Origin of the sequence: Pseudomonas fluorescens (genome assembly GCF_019212185.1) — a bacterium.
GTDB lineage: Bacteria > Pseudomonadota > Gammaproteobacteria > Pseudomonadales > Pseudomonadaceae > Aquipseudomonas.
Genome location: NZ_CP078138.1, coordinates 2,990,700 through 3,007,327, shown reverse-complemented (window position 1 = coordinate 3,007,327; position 16,628 = coordinate 2,990,700). Strand labels below are relative to the sequence as shown.

The 16,628-nt window shown below is 63.6% G+C and carries 21 protein-coding genes; 8 read left to right on the top strand and 13 right to left on the bottom strand.

Annotation, left to right across the window (positions count from 1 at the left end; translation table 11 throughout):
* The first annotated feature begins 22 nt into the window (after nucleotides 1–22).
* The 4 genes from KW062_RS13615 to KW062_RS13600 all read left to right on the top strand — a co-directional run bounded on the left by KW062_RS13615 (nucleotide 23) and on the right by KW062_RS13600 (nucleotide 3,735).
* Nucleotides 23–1,207 carry an acetyl-CoA C-acyltransferase family protein gene (locus KW062_RS13615; protein WP_027618374.1) on the top strand — a complete coding sequence of 395 codons (1,185 nt, stop codon included), beginning with the start codon at nucleotides 23–25 and terminating at the stop codon, nucleotides 1,205–1,207.
* A gap of 14 nt (nucleotides 1,208–1,221) precedes the next feature.
* Entirely contained in the window at nucleotides 1,222–2,073 is an 852-nt protein-coding gene (locus tag KW062_RS13610) for a 3-hydroxybutyryl-CoA dehydrogenase (RefSeq protein ID WP_105755754.1), read from the top strand.
* Nucleotides 2,060–2,662 carry a TetR/AcrR family transcriptional regulator gene (locus KW062_RS13605; protein ID WP_027618376.1) on the top strand — a complete coding sequence of 201 codons (603 nt, stop codon included), beginning with the start codon at nucleotides 2,060–2,062 and terminating at the stop codon, nucleotides 2,660–2,662. Before KW062_RS13610 ends, KW062_RS13605 begins: the two co-directional genes overlap by 14 nt.
* Nucleotides 2,663–2,820: 158 nt before the next feature.
* Nucleotides 2,821–3,735, top strand: coding sequence for a LysR family transcriptional regulator (locus KW062_RS13600; RefSeq protein ID WP_027618377.1), 915 nt, complete (start codon nucleotides 2,821–2,823; stop codon nucleotides 3,733–3,735).
* A 6-nt stretch (nucleotides 3,736–3,741) separates the two neighbouring features.
* Here KW062_RS13600 and madM read toward each other — a convergent pair whose 3' ends face one another.
* From madM to KW062_RS13550, 10 genes are all read right to left on the bottom strand, one after another.
* On the bottom strand, nucleotides 3,742–4,506 hold the full coding sequence (gene madM, locus KW062_RS13595) for a malonate transporter subunit MadM (RefSeq protein ID WP_027618378.1): 765 nt from the start codon (nucleotides 4,504–4,506) through the stop codon (nucleotides 3,742–3,744).
* Between the two features lies 1 nt (nucleotide 4,507).
* The gene (gene madL / locus KW062_RS13590; protein ID WP_027618379.1) at nucleotides 4,508–4,918 is read right to left on the bottom strand and encodes a malonate transporter subunit MadL; all 411 of its coding nucleotides are present in this window, start codon (nucleotides 4,916–4,918) and stop codon (nucleotides 4,508–4,510) included.
* Nucleotides 4,919–4,982: 64 nt separating this feature from the next.
* Nucleotides 4,983–5,903, bottom strand: coding sequence for a malonate decarboxylase subunit epsilon (gene mdcH, locus KW062_RS13585; RefSeq protein ID WP_027618380.1), 921 nt, complete (start codon nucleotides 5,901–5,903; stop codon nucleotides 4,983–4,985).
* Nucleotides 5,900–6,520 carry a malonate decarboxylase holo-ACP synthase gene (locus tag KW062_RS13580; RefSeq protein WP_027618381.1) on the bottom strand — a complete coding sequence of 207 codons (621 nt, stop codon included), beginning with the start codon at nucleotides 6,518–6,520 and terminating at the stop codon, nucleotides 5,900–5,902. Before KW062_RS13580 ends, mdcH begins: the two co-directional genes overlap by 4 nt.
* On the bottom strand, nucleotides 6,514–7,317 hold the full coding sequence (gene mdcE / locus KW062_RS13575) for a biotin-independent malonate decarboxylase subunit gamma (protein WP_027618382.1): 804 nt from the start codon (nucleotides 7,315–7,317) through the stop codon (nucleotides 6,514–6,516). The genes KW062_RS13580 and mdcE overlap by 7 nt, the downstream gene beginning before the upstream one ends.
* On the bottom strand, nucleotides 7,314–8,165 hold the full coding sequence (locus tag KW062_RS13570; protein WP_027618383.1) for a biotin-independent malonate decarboxylase subunit beta: 852 nt from the start codon (nucleotides 8,163–8,165) through the stop codon (nucleotides 7,314–7,316). Before KW062_RS13570 ends, mdcE begins: the two co-directional genes overlap by 4 nt.
* Nucleotides 8,158–8,457 carry a malonate decarboxylase subunit delta gene (locus KW062_RS13565; protein WP_027618384.1) on the bottom strand — a complete coding sequence of 100 codons (300 nt, stop codon included), beginning with the start codon at nucleotides 8,455–8,457 and terminating at the stop codon, nucleotides 8,158–8,160. Before KW062_RS13565 ends, KW062_RS13570 begins: the two co-directional genes overlap by 8 nt.
* Nucleotides 8,457–9,329 (bottom strand): triphosphoribosyl-dephospho-CoA synthase, encoded by an 873-nt coding sequence (locus tag KW062_RS13560; protein ID WP_027618385.1) that lies wholly within the window; start codon nucleotides 9,327–9,329, stop codon nucleotides 8,457–8,459. The genes KW062_RS13565 and KW062_RS13560 overlap by 1 nt, the downstream gene beginning before the upstream one ends.
* Nucleotides 9,329–10,999 (bottom strand): malonate decarboxylase subunit alpha, encoded by a 1,671-nt coding sequence (gene mdcA, locus KW062_RS13555; protein WP_105755755.1) that lies wholly within the window; start codon nucleotides 10,997–10,999, stop codon nucleotides 9,329–9,331. The genes KW062_RS13560 and mdcA overlap by 1 nt, the downstream gene beginning before the upstream one ends.
* A 160-nt stretch (nucleotides 11,000–11,159) precedes the next feature.
* The gene (locus tag KW062_RS13550) at nucleotides 11,160–12,461 is read right to left on the bottom strand and encodes an OprD family porin (protein ID WP_105755756.1); all 1,302 of its coding nucleotides are present in this window, start codon (nucleotides 12,459–12,461) and stop codon (nucleotides 11,160–11,162) included.
* A 272-nt stretch (nucleotides 12,462–12,733) separates the two neighbouring features.
* Here KW062_RS13550 and KW062_RS13545 point away from each other — a divergent pair, with 272 nt between their 5' ends.
* A complete protein-coding gene (locus KW062_RS13545) occupies nucleotides 12,734–12,997 on the top strand; it encodes a DUF2790 domain-containing protein (protein ID WP_027618388.1) in 264 nt (87 codons plus the stop codon).
* A gap of 3 nt (nucleotides 12,998–13,000) precedes the next feature.
* Here KW062_RS13545 and KW062_RS13540 read toward each other — a convergent pair whose 3' ends face one another.
* Nucleotides 13,001–13,264 carry a DUF1652 domain-containing protein gene (locus tag KW062_RS13540; protein ID WP_105755757.1) on the bottom strand — a complete coding sequence of 88 codons (264 nt, stop codon included), beginning with the start codon at nucleotides 13,262–13,264 and terminating at the stop codon, nucleotides 13,001–13,003.
* On the opposite strand from KW062_RS13540, the gene KW062_RS13535 reads away from it, so the two are divergent.
* Nucleotides 13,167–13,487: a hypothetical protein gene (locus tag KW062_RS13535; protein WP_177433279.1), complete on the top strand. Its 321-nt coding sequence runs from the start codon at nucleotides 13,167–13,169 to the stop codon at nucleotides 13,485–13,487. The two genes, KW062_RS13540 and KW062_RS13535, sit on opposite strands and share 98 nt — an antisense overlap.
* 45 nt (nucleotides 13,488–13,532) lie before the next feature.
* Nucleotides 13,533–14,012 (top strand): serine protease inhibitor ecotin, encoded by a 480-nt coding sequence (eco, locus tag KW062_RS13530; protein WP_027618390.1) that lies wholly within the window; start codon nucleotides 13,533–13,535, stop codon nucleotides 14,010–14,012.
* 4 nt (nucleotides 14,013–14,016) lie between these two features.
* Here the strand turns inward: eco and KW062_RS13525 are convergent, their stop codons facing one another.
* Both KW062_RS13525 and KW062_RS13520 read right to left on the bottom strand, forming a co-directional pair.
* The gene (locus KW062_RS13525) at nucleotides 14,017–15,162 is read right to left on the bottom strand and encodes a PQQ-dependent sugar dehydrogenase (RefSeq protein WP_027618391.1); all 1,146 of its coding nucleotides are present in this window, start codon (nucleotides 15,160–15,162) and stop codon (nucleotides 14,017–14,019) included.
* 30 nt (nucleotides 15,163–15,192) lie between these two features.
* On the bottom strand, nucleotides 15,193–15,564 hold the full coding sequence (locus tag KW062_RS13520) for a hypothetical protein (protein WP_027618392.1): 372 nt from the start codon (nucleotides 15,562–15,564) through the stop codon (nucleotides 15,193–15,195).
* A gap of 187 nt (nucleotides 15,565–15,751) precedes the next feature.
* Here KW062_RS13520 and ku point away from each other — a divergent pair, with 187 nt between their 5' ends.
* Nucleotides 15,752–16,615, top strand: coding sequence for a non-homologous end joining protein Ku (ku, locus tag KW062_RS13515; protein ID WP_105755758.1), 864 nt, complete (start codon nucleotides 15,752–15,754; stop codon nucleotides 16,613–16,615).
* The last annotated feature ends 13 nt before the right edge of the window (nucleotides 16,616–16,628 follow it).

Here is a 16,628-nt window from a genome sequence, read left to right as displayed (position 1 = left end):
CCACGAGACCCAGGGGTTCCCCATGAAGCATTCCGATATTTTTGTCCTCAGCGCCGTGCGTTCCGCGATCGGCGGTTTTGGCGGCTCGCTCAAGGACGTGGCGCCGATCGACCTGGGCACCACCGTCGCCCGTGCGGCCATCGAGCGCTCGGGCCTGGCCCCGGAAAAAATCGGCCACACCGTGATGGGCCACGTGATCCCGACCGAAACCCGCGACGCCTACCTGTCCCGCGTGATCTCGATGAACGCCGGCCTGCCCAAGGAAACCCCGGCCTTCAACGTCAACCGTCTGTGCGGCTCCGGCCTGCAGGCGATTGTCAGCGCCGCTCAGAGCCTGATGCTCGGTGATGCCGATGCCGCCCTGGCCGGTGGTGTCGAATCCATGAGCCGTGGCGCCTACCTGCTGCCGCAAGCTCGCTGGGGTGCGCGCATGGGCAACATCCAGGGCATCGACTACATGCTCGGCGCCCTGCACGACCCGTTCGCCGGCATCCACATGGGCATCACCGCGGAAAACATTGCTGAACACTTCGGCATCACCCGCGAAGCTCAGGACGCCCTGGCCCTGCAAAGTCAGCAACGTGCCGTGCGCGCCATTGCCGAAGGTCGTTTCGACAGCCAGATCGTGCCGATCGAAGTGCCGACCCGCAAAGGTCCGGTGTCCTTCGCCACCGATGAGCACGTGCGTGAAGACGCCAGCAGCGAGCAACTGCAGCGCATGAAACCGGCGTTCAAGAAAGACGGCAGCGTCACCGCCGGCAACGCCTCGGGCCTCAACGACGGCGCCGGTGCGCTAGTCCTGGCCACCGGCAAGCTGGTGGAAGAGCAAGGCCTGAAGCCGATGGCGCGGATCGTCGGTTACGCCCACGCCGGTGTCGACCCGGCCATGATGGGCCTCGGTCCAATCCCGGCCACCCGCCTGGTGCTGGAGCGCGCCGGCCTGACCGTCGCCGACCTCGACGTCATCGAGTCCAATGAAGCCTTCGCCGCCCAGGCTTGCGCCGTGGCTCAAGAACTGGGCTTCGATCCGGAGAAGGTCAACCCTAACGGTTCCGGCATTTCCCTGGGCCACCCAGTGGGCGCGACCGGCGCGATCATCGCCACCAAAGCCATCCACGAACTGCACCGCGTGCAGGGCCGCTACGCCCTGGCGACCATGTGCATCGGCGGCGGCCAAGGCATCGCCGTGCTGTTCGAGCGCGTGTGAGCAAGGACCTGACCATGAATCTGCAGAACATTGGCGTCATCGGCGCCGGCACCATGGGCAACGGCATCGCGCAAGTGTGCGCGGTGGCCGGCTTCAACGTGACCCTGATCGACATTGCCGACAGCGCCTTGCAAAAGGCCCTGGCGACGGTCGGCAAAAACCTCGATCGCCAGGTCAGCAAGGGCACCCTGAGTGAAGAGCAGAAGGTGGCGGCCCTCGACAAGATTGCCACCAGCACTGACTACGCCAGCCTGCACGGCGTGCAACTGGTGATCGAGGCGGCCACCGAGAACCTCGACCTCAAGCTGCGTTTGCTGCAACAGGCGGCGGCTCAGGTCGGCAGTGAGTGCGTGATTGCGTCGAATACCTCGTCGCTGTCGATCACTCAGTTGGCAGCCAGTGTCAGCCATCCTGAGCGCTTCATCGGCCTGCATTTCTTCAACCCGGTGCCGGTGATGGCGCTGATCGAAGTGATCCGTGGCCTGCAAACCAGCGACGCGACACACGCCCTGGCCCTGGCCATGGCCGAGCGCCTGGGCAAGACCGCGATCACGGCGGGCAACCGTCCGGGCTTCGTGGTCAACCGCATCCTCGTGCCGATGATCAACGAAGCAGTGCTGGTGCTACAGGAAGGCCTGGCCAACGCCGAGGACATCGACGCCGGCATGCGCCTGGGCTGCAACCAGCCGATCGGTCCGCTGGCGTTGGCCGACCTGATTGGCCTGGATACCCTGCTGGCGATCATGCAAGCCTTCTACGACGGCTTCAACGACAGCAAATACCGCCCCGCGCCCTTGCTCAAGGAAATGGTCGCGGCGGGTTATCTGGGTCGCAAGACCGGGCGCGGCTTCCATGCCTACGACTGAGCGCTGCTCGCGCTTCGCGGACAGCCGCGACAAAGCCCTGGAGCTGTTCGCCAGCAAGGGCTTTGGCCAGGTCGGCATGCGTGAGCTGGCAGCGTACCTGGGGCTGACCCCAGGTTCGCTGTATCACCACTACCCGAGCAAACAGCACCTGCTGCTGGATTTGATCGAAGAATTCTACGAAGAACTGCTGGCGACTCTGGCCCGCATTGAACGGCGGCGCTCCCTCGATCGCCTGCAACCGCTGATCCAGGCGCACCTAAAGCTGCACCAGGACATGCCCTGGCATTTCCGCCTGGTGGAACGCGACAGCAGTTGCCTGAATGAAGAACAACAGGCGCAGGTTCGCCAGTTGCAGTTGGGTTATGAGCAACGGCTGATCCGCGTGTTGTGCCCCGTATCGTCTTTGAGCGAACCTGCACTGCAAGCCGCCGGCCACGCCATCGCCAGCCTCCTCAACAACGCCCCCGGCTGGTTGCAACACCACCCCCTGCCCCCCCGCGAACGCGAGCGCCTGCTGCACAGTCTGCTGGCGGGCGCCATTGAACGGCTGCTGGCCGACAATGCTCCGTTGCAGGTGCATGTGGCCTGACATTGTCGCCGTCCAACTAGCTCTGTGGGACCGAGCTTGCTCGGGAAGGGGCCGGCAGATCCAGCACACGCAGCGCCCGACACGCCGCCATCGCCAGCAAGCTCGCGCCTCCCCGCTCTGCTAGTGCACAATCTGCCAACCCCACACGAGGCCCGGCGATGCTGATCGACGAAGAACTGTCCCTGAAGAAACTCGAGGTGTTCCTGGTCTACATGCGCACCGGCAATCTGTCGCGTGCCGCCGCGGAACTGGAGACCAGCAACGTCAGCGTGCACCGCGCCATCCATTCGCTGGAAAGTGCCCTGCGCTGTCCGCTATTCAAGCATGAAGGGCGCAACCTGACGCCACTGGAAAGCGCCTACGTGCTCGAGGAGCGGGCGCAAAAGCTGATTGGTGATGTGGTCGAAACTGTACGCCTGACCCGCGAAGCCGCCGGCTTCTCGGCTGAACGCTTCAAGCTTGGCTCGCTGTATTCACTGACGGTCAAGACTGTGCCGCAGTTGATCATGGGCCTCAAACTGCGCCGCAGCGAACTCAATATCGACCTGATCCTGGGCTCCAACTTCGACCTGCTGTACAAGCTCAAGAACATGGAAGTCGACGCGATCCTGGTGTCACTGGACGACAGCGTCAACGACCCGGACTGCGCGCAGATCCAGCTGTTTTCCGATGACATCTTCCTCGCCTCGCCGATCAATTCACGGTTTGCCCAGCGCACCGAAGTCGACCTCGCCGAGGTCCGCGACGAGACCTTCATCACCCTGACCCAGGGCTTCGCCACTCACCAGGACAGTAACCGCGTGTTCAAGCAGGCCGGGTTCGAGCCGAAGGTGGCGATGCAGGTCAATGACATCTTCACCCTGCTGAGCATGGTCAGTTCCGAAGTGGGTTACGCCCTGCTGCCAGGGCGCATTGCGGCGGTCTACGAAAACCGGGTCAAGCTGATCCCGCTGCAGGCGCGTTACCGCCTGCAGCAGCACATTGGCGTGGTGTTCCTCAAGGCCAAGGAGCGTGACCCGAACCTGCTGGCGCTGTTGGCCGAATGCCGGATGTACGCCAACCGGCATGCGTGAAGTGGCTCAGCCCACCAGCGCACGGACGATGAAGTACAACAACGATGGCCCCAACAGGCAGCCCAGGCCCGTGTGGAAGGTGGCGGTCAGCGCACCGTAAGGCACCAGGCGCCGATCGGTGGCGGCCAGCCCGGCGGTCACGCCGCTGACGGTGCCGGCCAGACCACCGAAAACCATCGCCGAACGCGGGTTGTCCAGGCCCATCCAACGCGCCGCCATGGGCGTGCAGACCATCACCAGGATCGCCTTGATCAGGCCAGTGGCAATCGACAGCGCAACCACATCGGAACTGGCGCCAATCGCCGCGCCGGTCACCGGCCCGACGATGTAGGTCACCGCGCCCGCGCCAATGGTGGTCATGCTCACCGCATCGCGATAACCGAACAGCCAGGCGATGCAGGCCCCGACAATAAACGGCAGCACAGTACCCAGCAGCAAGGCGACGACGCCTATCATGCCGGCCTTGCGCGCTTCCGTGGCCTGCACCTCAAAAGCCGTGGCAACGATCGCAAAATCGCGAAGCATCGCCCCGCCCATCAGGCCGATCCCGGAGAACAACGTCAGGTCCGCCAGGCCTTTCTGGCCACCGGTCATGGTGCCGCCAACCCAGGCCAGCACCAGGCCAATCACGATGGCAATCGCCGAGCCATGGATGCGCCCGAAGGTCAGGCGCTTGGACAGCACCACCGAAATCCACATGATCACGCCGACAAACGCGAAGGCGGTGACCAGACCATTATGCTCCAGACCTTTCTCGATGATGTCCCACATATCAGCGCGCTCCATTCGGGGTGGCAGTCAGGTCGCTCGGCAAAGCCGGCAACGGTTCACCCTTGTGGGTGCGACTGATCAGGGCAATGGTGCCGCCGCACAGCAGCACCGAGCCGATGGCCGCGAGTACCGCTACCGGGCCACCGTGCAGCGCGGTGACCACATTCTGTTGCGCGGCCATGGCCACCACCACCGGGATGTACATCGCGCCCCAAAAGCCGACGCCCATTTCGCATTCGTGGCTCAGGCCGCCACGCTTGTGCATCCACAACCGGGCGCAGATCAGCAGGATCATCGCAATCCCCACCCCGCCGACGTTGGATTTCACCCCCAGCAACACCCCCAGCAGGTCACCCACTATCACCCCTGCCAGCGTACAAATTGCCAATAGCGCCACACCGTAGATAATCATCGTCGTCTTCCTCGAAATGCATCGTTGTCTGTTGTTTTTGTTGTTCGAAGCCTTGCATCGCGGTCTAGGAGTGGCGGCTTCCCTCCTCACGCAACAACGCTTGCAGGGTGTCCAGGCGTGCGCCGGCAAACGCCATTACGCTGCCCTGGGCGAACACCCGTCGCGCCAGCCCGGTCAGCACCGCACCGGGCGGCAATTCAATCTGCAGGCGCACGCCGCGCTCATAGGCGCCCTGCACCGTGCCGCGCCAGTCGACGACCCGGCACATGTTGAACGCCAGATCATCGCGCAGCGCCTCGACCGAACGGATCGGCCGTGCACAGTTGCCACTCAGATAGGCCAGGCGTGGCAGACGCATGTCCACCTGAGCGAACGCCTCGGCCAGTGCCTGCGCTGGCTGCGCCAGCAACGGGCAGTGCGACGGCACGCTGACAGCAAGACGCTTGGCCAGGCCCGCGCCCTGCTTGCGGGCCAACTCGGCCACCGCCTGCATGGCCGCATCACTGCCGGCGATCACGCACTGATTGTCGGCATTGATGTTGGCCAGATACACCGGCGTCGCCTCGCTGTGAACCCGCCCCAGCAAACTTTCGACGGCTGCCAATTCCAGGCCGATGATCGCGGTCATGCCATAGCCTTGCGGATAAGTCTCCTGCATCAATTCACCGCGCAGGCTGACCAGTTTCAGCGCATCGGCAAAGCCCAGAGCACCCGCCACCACCGCCGCCGGATACGCACCGATGGACAGGCCCGCCACGTAGTCGACGGTCAGCTCGCCTTGCATCAACTGCCGAGAGGCCGCGACGCCGGCGATCAACAAACACAACTGCACTGCCCGGGTCGATTGCAAGGCTTGCAACGAATCCAGCCGCAGTACGTCCTCGCCGAGCCAATCACTGGCCTCCTCCAGGGTATCCGCCGGCAAGCCGTGGAGCATGCCCGGCTGCTGCGTGCCCTGGCCGGGAAACACCAACAGGCTGCTCATGCTGCGCACTCCAGCGGCTGCCACGGATCGCTGACCAGGCAGGCCTGACGGGCGTTCTTCAGCAACACCCGACTGGACGTGCCCGCCCACTCGGCCAGCGCCACGGCGCCTTGGGGCGTCTGCAATTGCAGATCGACCCGGCACTCGACCGCTTCGAGTTGCTGCAACAAAGCCCGCGCCAGATCTCGGTCCAGGGGTTCAGGGGTGCGCAGGATCAAATCCAGATCGCTTTGTTGATGCAGTGCACGCACACCACTGGCCAATTCAAAGCCAGCGCTGCCGCTGACACCCCAGATCAACCCACCCTCATCAAGCAGCCCGCGCAACAGCGCCAGCGCCCTGAGGGCTGGCAGATCACGCACAGACTCGACGTGACATAACTGCTCCGGTCGCACGCAGCGGCTGATCGACTCGACCGCCATGAAGCTGGCGTAGCGTTGCTCGCGCAATGGCCCGCGCACGCCGACCGCCACCTGACCAGGGGTCGCCAGTGCGCGGCGCACCACCACCGGCTGGCCCTGGGCCAACACCGCGCATGCCCAGGTCGGCGCATCCGCAGGCAACTGCGCCGGGCTCATGCCCCAGAGCAAATCGTGGGCCAGCACGGCGCTCACCACTGCTCGCGCAACAGTTCGCGGACCCGGCTCGAGGCAGCGCGGTTACTTGCCCCCAGCCGTCCGTGCAAATCCGTACCGCTGCTGGCGACATCGGCAATCGCCTGCGCCAGGCAGTGGCGCACCCGCGCCAGATCATCCTCGCTCGGCTGTTCGATGCGTTCCACCGACAGGGTTTCCCAGAGCAGGCCGAGGCTGGCATAGCTGTCGATGTCATAGGCCATCGGCGGCACGCTGGCAGCCAGCGCTTCCAGCTCTTCGACACTGCGCAGGGTCACCCGCGCCGCCGAGGCTTTGCCCATCGCATGCACCATCACCCCGGGGTCGCGCAAGGCGATCAAGCGATTGGCCTGGTAACCGTGGGCCAGGAATGCCCCGGACATGGCCTTGCCGACCAATAATCCAATCACCGCGTGCCCAGCCAGACGTGCCCGGGCGTAACTGTCGGCCGCAGCGGCCAGCGCCTGATGGATACCCAGCGCTTCCTCGCGGCGACCATAGGCCTGGCTGGGCACATCGACGATGGCGATAATCGCGCGCTTGGCGGCCTTGCCCTGGTCGGCCTCAATCACCTCATCCACGGCCTTGGCCAGGCCCCAGCCTTCAAGCAGCCCGACCTCGCCCTGGCGCGCACGGACAAAGCGGTTGTCAGGGTCGGCAACCACGGCAACCCAACGCACCGGCTGTTCCGCCATCTGACCATCGGCGACACGCAGTGAAGCCGGCAAGCCTTGCACGCCTTTGCCGCCAGCGCTCAAGGCGTTGAACCAGTTCAAGCCCCGCAGGGAATAAGCACTCATGACCGCTCTCCTTGATACAGCTCGCGCACCGTTGCCGGCTCGATTTGTGGACCAGCGTCCAGACTCGCCAGGCGCTGCAGGTACCAGGCGCTCTGGCGGCTGCGTGGTTGCGCCGGCAAGCCGTGTCGCAGCAGCGTCTCGACCTGATCGCGAATCTGCGCCACGTCGTCGGCCACGTAGGCATCCACCAGGCCGCTGGCAAAACGTTGCTCGCCACCGGTCAGGCTCCAGATGAAGGGCCGATCGCGGGAGTCGTATTCCTCAAGTCCGGCTTCCTGTTCGATCACCTGCGGGCCGTTGAGGCCGAGACGAGCTTCGCGGGTCACCAGCAAGTAACTGCACAACCCCGCCGCAATCGACATGCCGCCAAAACAGCCGACACTGCCCGCCACCACCCCCACCACGGGCTGGTACTGACGCAACTCGACAATCGCCGCGTGAATATCGGCAATCGCCGCCAGCCCGAGGTTGGCTTCCTGCAGCCGTACTCCGCCGGTTTCCAGCAGCAGCACGGCACGAGTGGCGATGCCGTTGCGGTTATCCTCGGCGGCCAGCTCCAGCGCCCCGGCAATCTTCGCCCCGCCGACTTCACCGAGGCTGCCGCCCTGGAACGCGCCTTCAATGGCCGCGATCACCACCGGCAAACCGCCAATGCTGCCCTTGGCGATCACCACGCCGTCATCGGCTTGCGGCACAACGCCCTGACGCTCCAGCCAGGGCGACATGAGCCGCTGGAACGGATCAATCAGTTCGCGAAAACTGCCGGGGGCGAGCAAGGCTTTGGCCCGTTGTCGGGCACCCAGTTCGACGAAACTGTGTTGATTCAACAACGCCTGGGTATCAGTCATGGCCGAGCTCCTCGAAACCCTGCTCCAGACGCAGGCGAACCACGCCGGGGGTGGCGCCGAAATCATGAATGTCGATGGCCATCGCCGCGGGCACCTGGCCCTCGAACATCCGCGCAAACACCTGCTGCCAGCGTTGCTCGCTGCCGTTCACAGAAGTCTGCACACGGATACTCAAGGTGCCCGGCTGGCCCGGTTCGATCAGCACTTCCAGGTCGCCGGAGCCGACACAGCCGACCAGCGCGCGGCCCCGTGGCGGTTGCCCGGCGGCAAATTCAAAGGACAAGGTTTGCATCACAACACTCCCTGATTGAGGCCGCCCGATTCGACGCGGTCGATGAACAGGCAGGCTGCGAGCAAGTCCGCAGCACCGCCGGGCGAGGCATTCAATGCGATTAATTGGTGGTCCAGCTCGTGCAACAGCCGACGCCCGGCGAGGCTGGCACTGCCGCCGGCGTCGAGCACGGCTTGCGCGCCGCGTTGCATGGTCAACAGGCCCTGAGTGCCGGCGCGATAGAGCACGCAGGTGTCGTCCAACTGGCTCATGATCGCCAGCAACGCATCCAGCCGAGCGTTCTGCTCGCCATGACCAGCGGCGCGGCTGCGCTGCAGTTGCGGCAGTGCGCGCCGGGTTACTGCCGGGAAGCCCTGTTGCGCTTCTTCCCTGGCACCGCGCACGCCATAACGCAGGGCCACTTGCGCGCCGTGACTCAATGGCCGTGGCGCATACCGATCCTCGAGCAAGGCCAGGCGTGCGGCGCGCAGGGTCATGGCGCCGGCACTCAAGCGCTGCGGATCGAGTGCGGCAGCGGCGACCAGCAGGCCCAGGGCCCAGATGCCGCCCCGGTGCGTATTGACCCCGGCGGTGGTGCTCAGCATCGCTTGCTCACCGTCGCGGCCGATTCGCCCCAGGGCTTCGCGCAACGGCAGATCGATGCGCCCCAGGTCGAGGGCCGCGTCGGCCATGGACTTGAACGCCGGCCACAGCGACAACGCCGAAGCGTGCATCAGGCCCAGGTGCAGATCGCTGTGGGCGCCATTGCCGCGCCGGTCCACCAGCGCCGGCTTGGGCGACAGATCGGCCTCGTCGATCAGCGCGTCCACCGCCAGGTCAGCCAGTTGCTGGGCCAGGCACAGCGTTTGAGGTTGCAGGTTGAGTGCGTGCATTACCAGCTCCTGAATTTGCCGGGCGGGTTGTACAGACCACCGGACCACTGCACCAGGTCGGCGACGCTTTTCGCCGCCAGCAGTTCGCGGCTGGCATCGGTGCGGCGGATGCCGAGGTCCTCGGGCCAGGCGATCAAGCCTTCGCGGCGCATCCGCGCGGTGTCCTTGGGGTTGTGCCGCAAGCCAATGGCGGTGACCCCGGCCACGGCGGCGATCATCGCCTGGCGCTCTTCGAGCGAGCGCGCCTTGTACAGGTAGGCAATGCCTTCTTCGGTCAGCAGGTGGGTGACGTCGTCGCCGTAGATCATGATCGGCGCCAGGGGCATGCCGCTTTTCTTCGCCACCTCGACCGCATCCAGGGTTTCGACGAAGGTCGGTTTGCCGCCCTCCTGGAACGTCTCGACCATCTGCACCACCAGCTTCTTGCCGCGTTCGAGCAGGGCTTCGGGACCGTCGCCGTGGCGCATGTCGAGCCACGCCGGGGTGCCGTGACGCCGCCCGCGCGGGTCGTGACCCATGTTCGGCGCGCCACCGAAACCGGCCAGGCGGCCGCGGGTCACGGTGGAGGAATGACCGTCGCCGTCGACCTGCAAGGTGGCGCCGATAAACAGGTCGACGGCATATTGCCCGGCCAGTTGGCAGACCATCCGGTTGGAGCGCAGCGAGCCGTCGCGGCCGGTGAAAAACACATCCGGGCGTGCTGCGATGTAGTGTTCCATGCCCAGTTCGGTGCCGAAGCAATGCACGCTTTCGACCCAGCCGCTTTCAATCGCCGGAATCAGCGTCGGGTGCGGATTGAGCGTCCAGTTGCGGCAGATCTTGCCCTTGAGACCCAGGGACTCGCCGTAGGTCGGCAGGATCAGTTCGATGGCGGCGGTGTTGAAACCAATGCCGTGGTTGAGGGACTGCACTTTGTGTTTTTCATAGATCCCGCGAATCGCCATCATCGCCATCAGCACGTGCACCGGCTTGATATGCCGGGGGTCGCGGGTGAACAAGGGTTCAATGTAAAACGGCTTATCGGCGACCACCACGAAGTCGACCCAGGAGGCAGGAATGTCGACCCGAGGCAACTCGCTGACGTCGTCCACCAACTGGTTGACCTGGACGATCACGATGCCGTCGCTGAACGCGGCCGGTTCGATCAGCGCCGGGGTATCTTCGGTGCTGGGGCCGGTGTAGATGTTGCCGGCGCGGTCGGCCATGAAACCGGCCGAGAGCACCACGTTGGGAATCAGGTCCACCACCAGCCGTGCATAGAGTTCGATGTAGGTGTGGATCGCGCCGATTTCCAGCAGGCCGTCTTCGAGCAACTGGCTGATGCGCAGGCTCTGGGTGCCGGCGAAGGAGAAGTCGAGCTTGCGGGCGATGCCGCGTTCGAACAGGTCCAGGTGCTCGGCGCGGCCGACACTGGGCATGATCATGTGCAGGTCATGCAGGATCGCCGGATCGGCCTTGGCCAGGGCGCGCGAAAGAAAGTCCGCCTGCTTCTGGTTATTGCCTTCGAGCACCACGCGATCGCCCGGCAGGATCAACGCCTGCAGGGCGGCGACGATGTTGTCGGTGGGCAACACCACACCGTCGGCCAAGCCACGCACCTGCTCGAGCCGCCGCTGCTTTTCGCTGCGTCGGCGCGTCCAGCGCGAGTCGGGGGATATTGTTGTTGTCATGCTCACTCCACGGGGTTCGCTGTCGTGGAGTCACATTAGGAGCAAGGGATGAAGGCATCAATCAAGGTCAGTGGCGAATCGTTACGGTCAGCGTAACGATTTCAAAACCGGAGTGATCGCTCCCTGTAGGACCGAGCCTGCCAGGGAAGGAGCCGCAGCCTCACAGCAGCGAAAAGTTGTAACTGACGATCAACCGCGTTTCGTCCACATCCCGGGCCACTTGTGCGTAGTTGGTCCGGTAGGTGGCGCTACGCAGGCGCAGGCTCAGGTCTTTGAAGGTGCCGCTTTGCACCACGTACTTGAGCTCGCTGTCACGCTCCCACTCCTTGCCCTCCTCGTCGCTCCCGGCAACCTTGATCCGGTCGCCGTTGACATAGCGGGTGAGAAAGCTAAGTCCATTGATGCCGATGGCCTTGAAGTCATAGTCGTAGCGCAGTTGCCAGGAACGCTCCTGGGCTGCAGCGAAGTCGTTGACCTGCACGTAGTTGACCAGGAACGGGTTGCTGCCATCCAGGTAAGGCATGGAGTTGTCGCCGATCATCCGCTGCCAGCCGCCACTGAAGGTGTGGCCGCTGAGGGTGTAGCCGAGCATGGCGCTGAGCGCGCGGTTGTCGATCGAACCGGCACGGGCGGCGCCACTGTCACTGCTGCTGAGCAGCCGCAAATCGCCTTTCAACCGCCCGACACCCAGCGGTTGATTGCCCAGCAGGCCGATAAAGTGCTGGCGGTAGATATCTTCCAGCTCCGCATACTGATACTGGGCGCTCAGACGCTCGTTGACGCGGTAATCAACGCCATACAGATCAAAGTGATCGGCAGTGATATTGCAGGCGTAACGCTTGTTCTTGCAGTGCACACGGATGTCCTGGCGGTCGGTGGAATCCCGGGCGGTGTAGCCGTCCAGGCGCGCCGCGGTGAAGGTCAGGTCCTTGAGCTCGCTGGAGGTGAGCAAGGCACCGTTGAACTGGGTCGGCAGCAGGCGGCCGTCGTTGTATTTGAGCAGTGGCATGTCCGGGAGCAAGGCGCCGTACTTGAGCACACTGTGGGAGACCCGGGCCTTGGCAGTCAGGCCGAGCTTGGCGTACTGATCCTCCGAACCTCGCGGGTTGGAGCCCGAGGAAGGCAACAGGCCGCTGTTGCTGCTACCGGGGCTGGAATCAAGCTTGAACCCGAGCATGCCCAGGGCATCGACGCCAAAGCCGACGGTGCCTTCGCTGTAGCCCGACTGCAGATTGAGAATAAAGCCCTGGGCCGACTCTTCGCGTTTGGACGCGCCTTGGGGGTTGGAGCTGTGACCATCACGAAAGTCGCGGTTGAAATACACCGTACGCGCTTCCAGTTGCGCGCTGCTGTCGTCAATAAAACCGGCGGCATGGCTGGTTGCGGTAAAACCGCCGCACAGGACGACAGCGCCCAGGCCCAGGAACGGGCGCGGGGTGATGAGGGAAAACGGGGGACGCATGTAAAGCTCCAGCAGACAACACACAGCGCTCACCCGGCCGACAACCGAGCGCCGCAGTGATGGGGGAAGTGACAGGTAGTGATCGGCAATGATCGCAGAGGGCCTGGTGACACGGCAGACGACTTTAGTCGGAAAATTCCGCGTAACGATCAGTTAATTCTATAGTCCAAGAGTAACTGGACCGCGTTCGCGCCAACCCTGATGACGCCCAGCGCGGCAGCGCCGACCTTGTGCAAGGTCGTGCCCACTCAAGCCCGCACTGGAGAAATTCCATGAACATGCCCCCCCTGTTGCTCGTCTCTGCCCTCGCCTGCAGCGCTGTGTCCGGCTTCGCGCTGGCCGATAGCAGCCCGGTCAAACCCGTGCCCTATCACTACGGCATGCCGCTGCACGTGGAAAAGGTCATTTCAATGACCGAACCCGCGACCTGGGACTGCAAAGTCATCACCGCGCAAATGACCTTCATCGATAACGTCGGCAAACAGGAAGCCATCACCTATCAAAAGCTGTCGGACGCCTGCAGCTATCAGAACTGAAGCCTATAAGGCCCTGACCCTGAGTTGCTGATTGCCGGCCCTGTTCGCCAATTCCTGGCGCAGCCCGGCAATCAGCTCGTTGATTTCGCGGCAGCCGGTCAAGGCGCTGGCGTCTATGCCGGTGACTATCAAATCGAGCTGATCGGTCTGGTGGTCACCGAACACCTTGATGGTCATCGATAACTCTGGTGAGAGGGTGCATTGGCAGCGTTTCGGCAAAAAACTGCTTTCGATGATGTTGCGTAATTCCAGGGCAGACAAAAACATGACTAAACGCTCCTTCTTCTTGATCGTTGATCGAACCGATTTTTATTGGGCATCAAGAGAAGAACCGCATAAAACATGCCGAACCCTGCTTGAGACGAACTGCCGAAGGATCAGCGACTTGCCCTGGGAGCTGGCCTTTCGCCTCATGCAAAACGCCTTAATCGGGATAATTCCTACCGCAATTTGCCCGGTTGCGATTTGCAATGATTCGTCGCCACAGTAAAAATGCTCGCGCTGAATTCATTCATTTCCCACGCAAGGAGGCACTATGCGTTCCCCTCACCTCGGCGCCCTCGCCGTGCTGCTGGCCAGCCTGTCGACCCAGGCCCTGGCGGCCAAGCTCGAAGATGTCGCGCCTTTCCCGAAAGCCGAGAAAGGCCACACCCGGCTGGTCATTCAACTCGCGCCGAAAAACACTGAAGAGGATTACCAGGTCGAGATCATCGCCGGTAAGACCCTGCCCGTGGACTGCAACAAGCCACGCCTGGGCGGGATTCTCGAGGAAAAGAACCTGGAAGGCTGGGGCTATCCGTACTACCGGATCGACAAGGTGATCGGCCCGATGAGCACCCTGATGGCCTGCCCCGAAGGCACCACCACGCAGGGCTTCGTGCCGGTGGTGGGTGATGGCTTCATGTTGCGCTACAACAGCAAGCTGCCGATCGTCCTCTATGTGCCCAAGGATCTGGAAGTGCGCTATCGCATCTGGTCGGCCGAGGCCACGATCGGTAAAGCCGTGGCCGAGTAACCGGCTACAGGCCGACCTTGTACAGCACCCCGTCGCTCTCGTCGGTCAGCAGGTACAGGTAGCCATCCGGCCCAAGGCGCACATCGCGGATGCGCGCCTTGAGATCCCCCAGCAAACGCTCCTCATGCACGACCTTGTCGCCCTCCAGTTGCAGGCGGATCAATTCGCGGCTGGCCAGCGCCCCCATGAACACGTTGTGCTGCCAGACCTTGAAACGCTCACCATCGTAGAACGCCATGCCGCTGATACCCGGTGACTGCTCCCAGACATGCAGCGGGCCGACCGCGCCTTCGACCGTCTTGCCCTTGGCTTCCGGGATCGGTTGCCCGGAATAGTTGATACCGTGGGTGGCGTAGGGCCAACCGTAATTCTTGCCGCGCCCGATGATGTTGATTTCATCGCCCCCCTTGGGCCCATGTTCGTTCTCCCACAGCTCGCCGCTCCACGGGTTGAGCGCCGCCCCCTGCGGATTGCGTTGGCCGTAGGACCAGATTTCCTCGCGCACCCCGGCTTGACCGACAAAAGGGTTGTCCCTGGGCACCTGGCCGTCGGGGCGGATCCGCACGACCTTGCCCTGCAGCTTGTCGAGATCCTGGGCGGTTTCCCGCACGTTGTTCTCTCCCAGGGTGATGAACAGGTAACCGTCGCGATCAAACACTAGGCGCGAGCCGAAGTGGTTGCTGGTGGACAGCTTGGGTTCCTGGCGGAAAATCACCTGGAAATTCTCCAACGCCGTGCGGTCCGCCGAGAGCCTGCCACGGCCCACCGCCGTCCCGGCCTTGTCGCCGGCGCCGCCACCCTCGGCATACGACAGGTAAACCAGGCGGTCAGTCTTGAATTCCGGCGACAGCACCACATCGAGCAAACCGCCCTGGCCCTTGGCCCAGACCTTGGGCACGCCACTCAAGGGTGCCGAACGCTGGCCGTCGGCGCTGACGATACGAAGGTTGCCCGGGCGCTCGGTCACCAGCATGCCCTGTTGATCGGGCAGGAACGCCAGGGCCCAGGGGTGTTCGAGGCCACGGGTCACTTCGGTGACCACCAGGGTGCCCTGCTCGCTCGGCATCTGTTGGGGCGAAGCGGCAGACGCTGGCCATGTTGCCACCAGTGCAGTCCCACAAAGGCCGGCCAAAAGAGTTTTACGCCACATGCACACATCCTTTTTCAGTCATGAATTCGATCAGCGATTGCTGGTGTCCGGGTCCCGGGGCGGCGGCGCCGGCGAGACATAGGGCTTGACCGGCGCCGGCGTTGAACCGGGGCGCGGATAGCCATTGCCGATGCCGCCGTTATCCAGGGTGGGCGGGCGCGGTACGGGCACGGTATTGGGGCCGCGGACCGGTGGCGTCGCTGGCTGCGAGCCCTGCATGCTGTTGGGATTGGCCCGGCGGATCGGGCTGTTGTAGGGGTTGTTGTTACCGGGCAGATTCTGCGCCAGGGTCAACTCGGGACCGGCCAGCGCTGCAACGCGTTCCGGATCGTCCAGCGCCTGGGCCGGTCCGGCCAGCACGGCCGACGTCAGCAGCGAAACAGCCAGTAAATATCTGTTCATGGTGGGGATCCTCCATTGCATCAGCTTCATGGCGTTCGATACCACGCTACGCGCAGGGTTCGACTCTGTGAAGGAAATACTCCCTGACAAAGTGTTACAAGCACTCATCCTTTAACGCTTGGCAATCCGTGGAAACTTTCCTCCAACCCTGCCGGTCACCTGATCATCAGGGTAGGAGGCAACGGTGATGGCACGCTCAATCTGGAAAGGCGCAATCAGTTTCGGACTGGTGCATATCCCCGTGTCGCTGGTGTCGGCGACGTCCTCCCAGGGCGTCGACTTCGATTGGCTGGACCAGCGCAGCATGGACCCGGTGGGCTACAAAAGGGTCAATAAAGTCACCGGCAAAGAGGTGACCAAGGAGCACATCGTCAAGGGCGTGCAATACGAAAAAGGCCGCTATGTGGTGTTGAGCGAGGATGAAATTCGCTCCGCACACCCAGCCTCGACCCAGACCATCGACATCTTTGCCTTCGTCGACAGTAAACAGATCCCCCTGCAGAACATCGACACCCCGTACTTCCTGGCGCCGGACAAACGCGGCGGCAAGGTCTACGCGCTGCTGCGTGAGACCCTGGCAAAAACCAAAAAGGTCGCCCTGACCCACGTGGTCCTGCACACCCGTCAGCACCTGGCGGCACTGATGCCGCTGGAGTCGGCCCTGGTGCTGGTGATGCTGCGCTGGCCCGCCGAGGTGCGCAGCCTTGGCGAACTGGCGCTGGGACGCGACGTGACCGATGCGACGCTGACCAAGGGCGAATTGGACATGGCCAAGCGCCTGGTCGACGACATGAGCGGTGACTGGCAGCCCGACGATTACCGCGACAGCTTCCAGGACAAGATCATGGCCCTGGTGGAGAAAAAGGCCCATGCCGGCAAGATCGAGAATATCGAGCGGGTCAGCGACGACGAGCCGCGCAAGTCCGCCGACGTCATCGACCTCACCGAACTGCTCAAGCGCAGCCTCGGCGGCAAGGTCGGGAAGAAACCGGCCAAGACTTCCGGCAAACCCGCGCCGGCGAAAAAGCCCCGCAAAGCAGCCGGCGATTGATCGCCAGGGACGG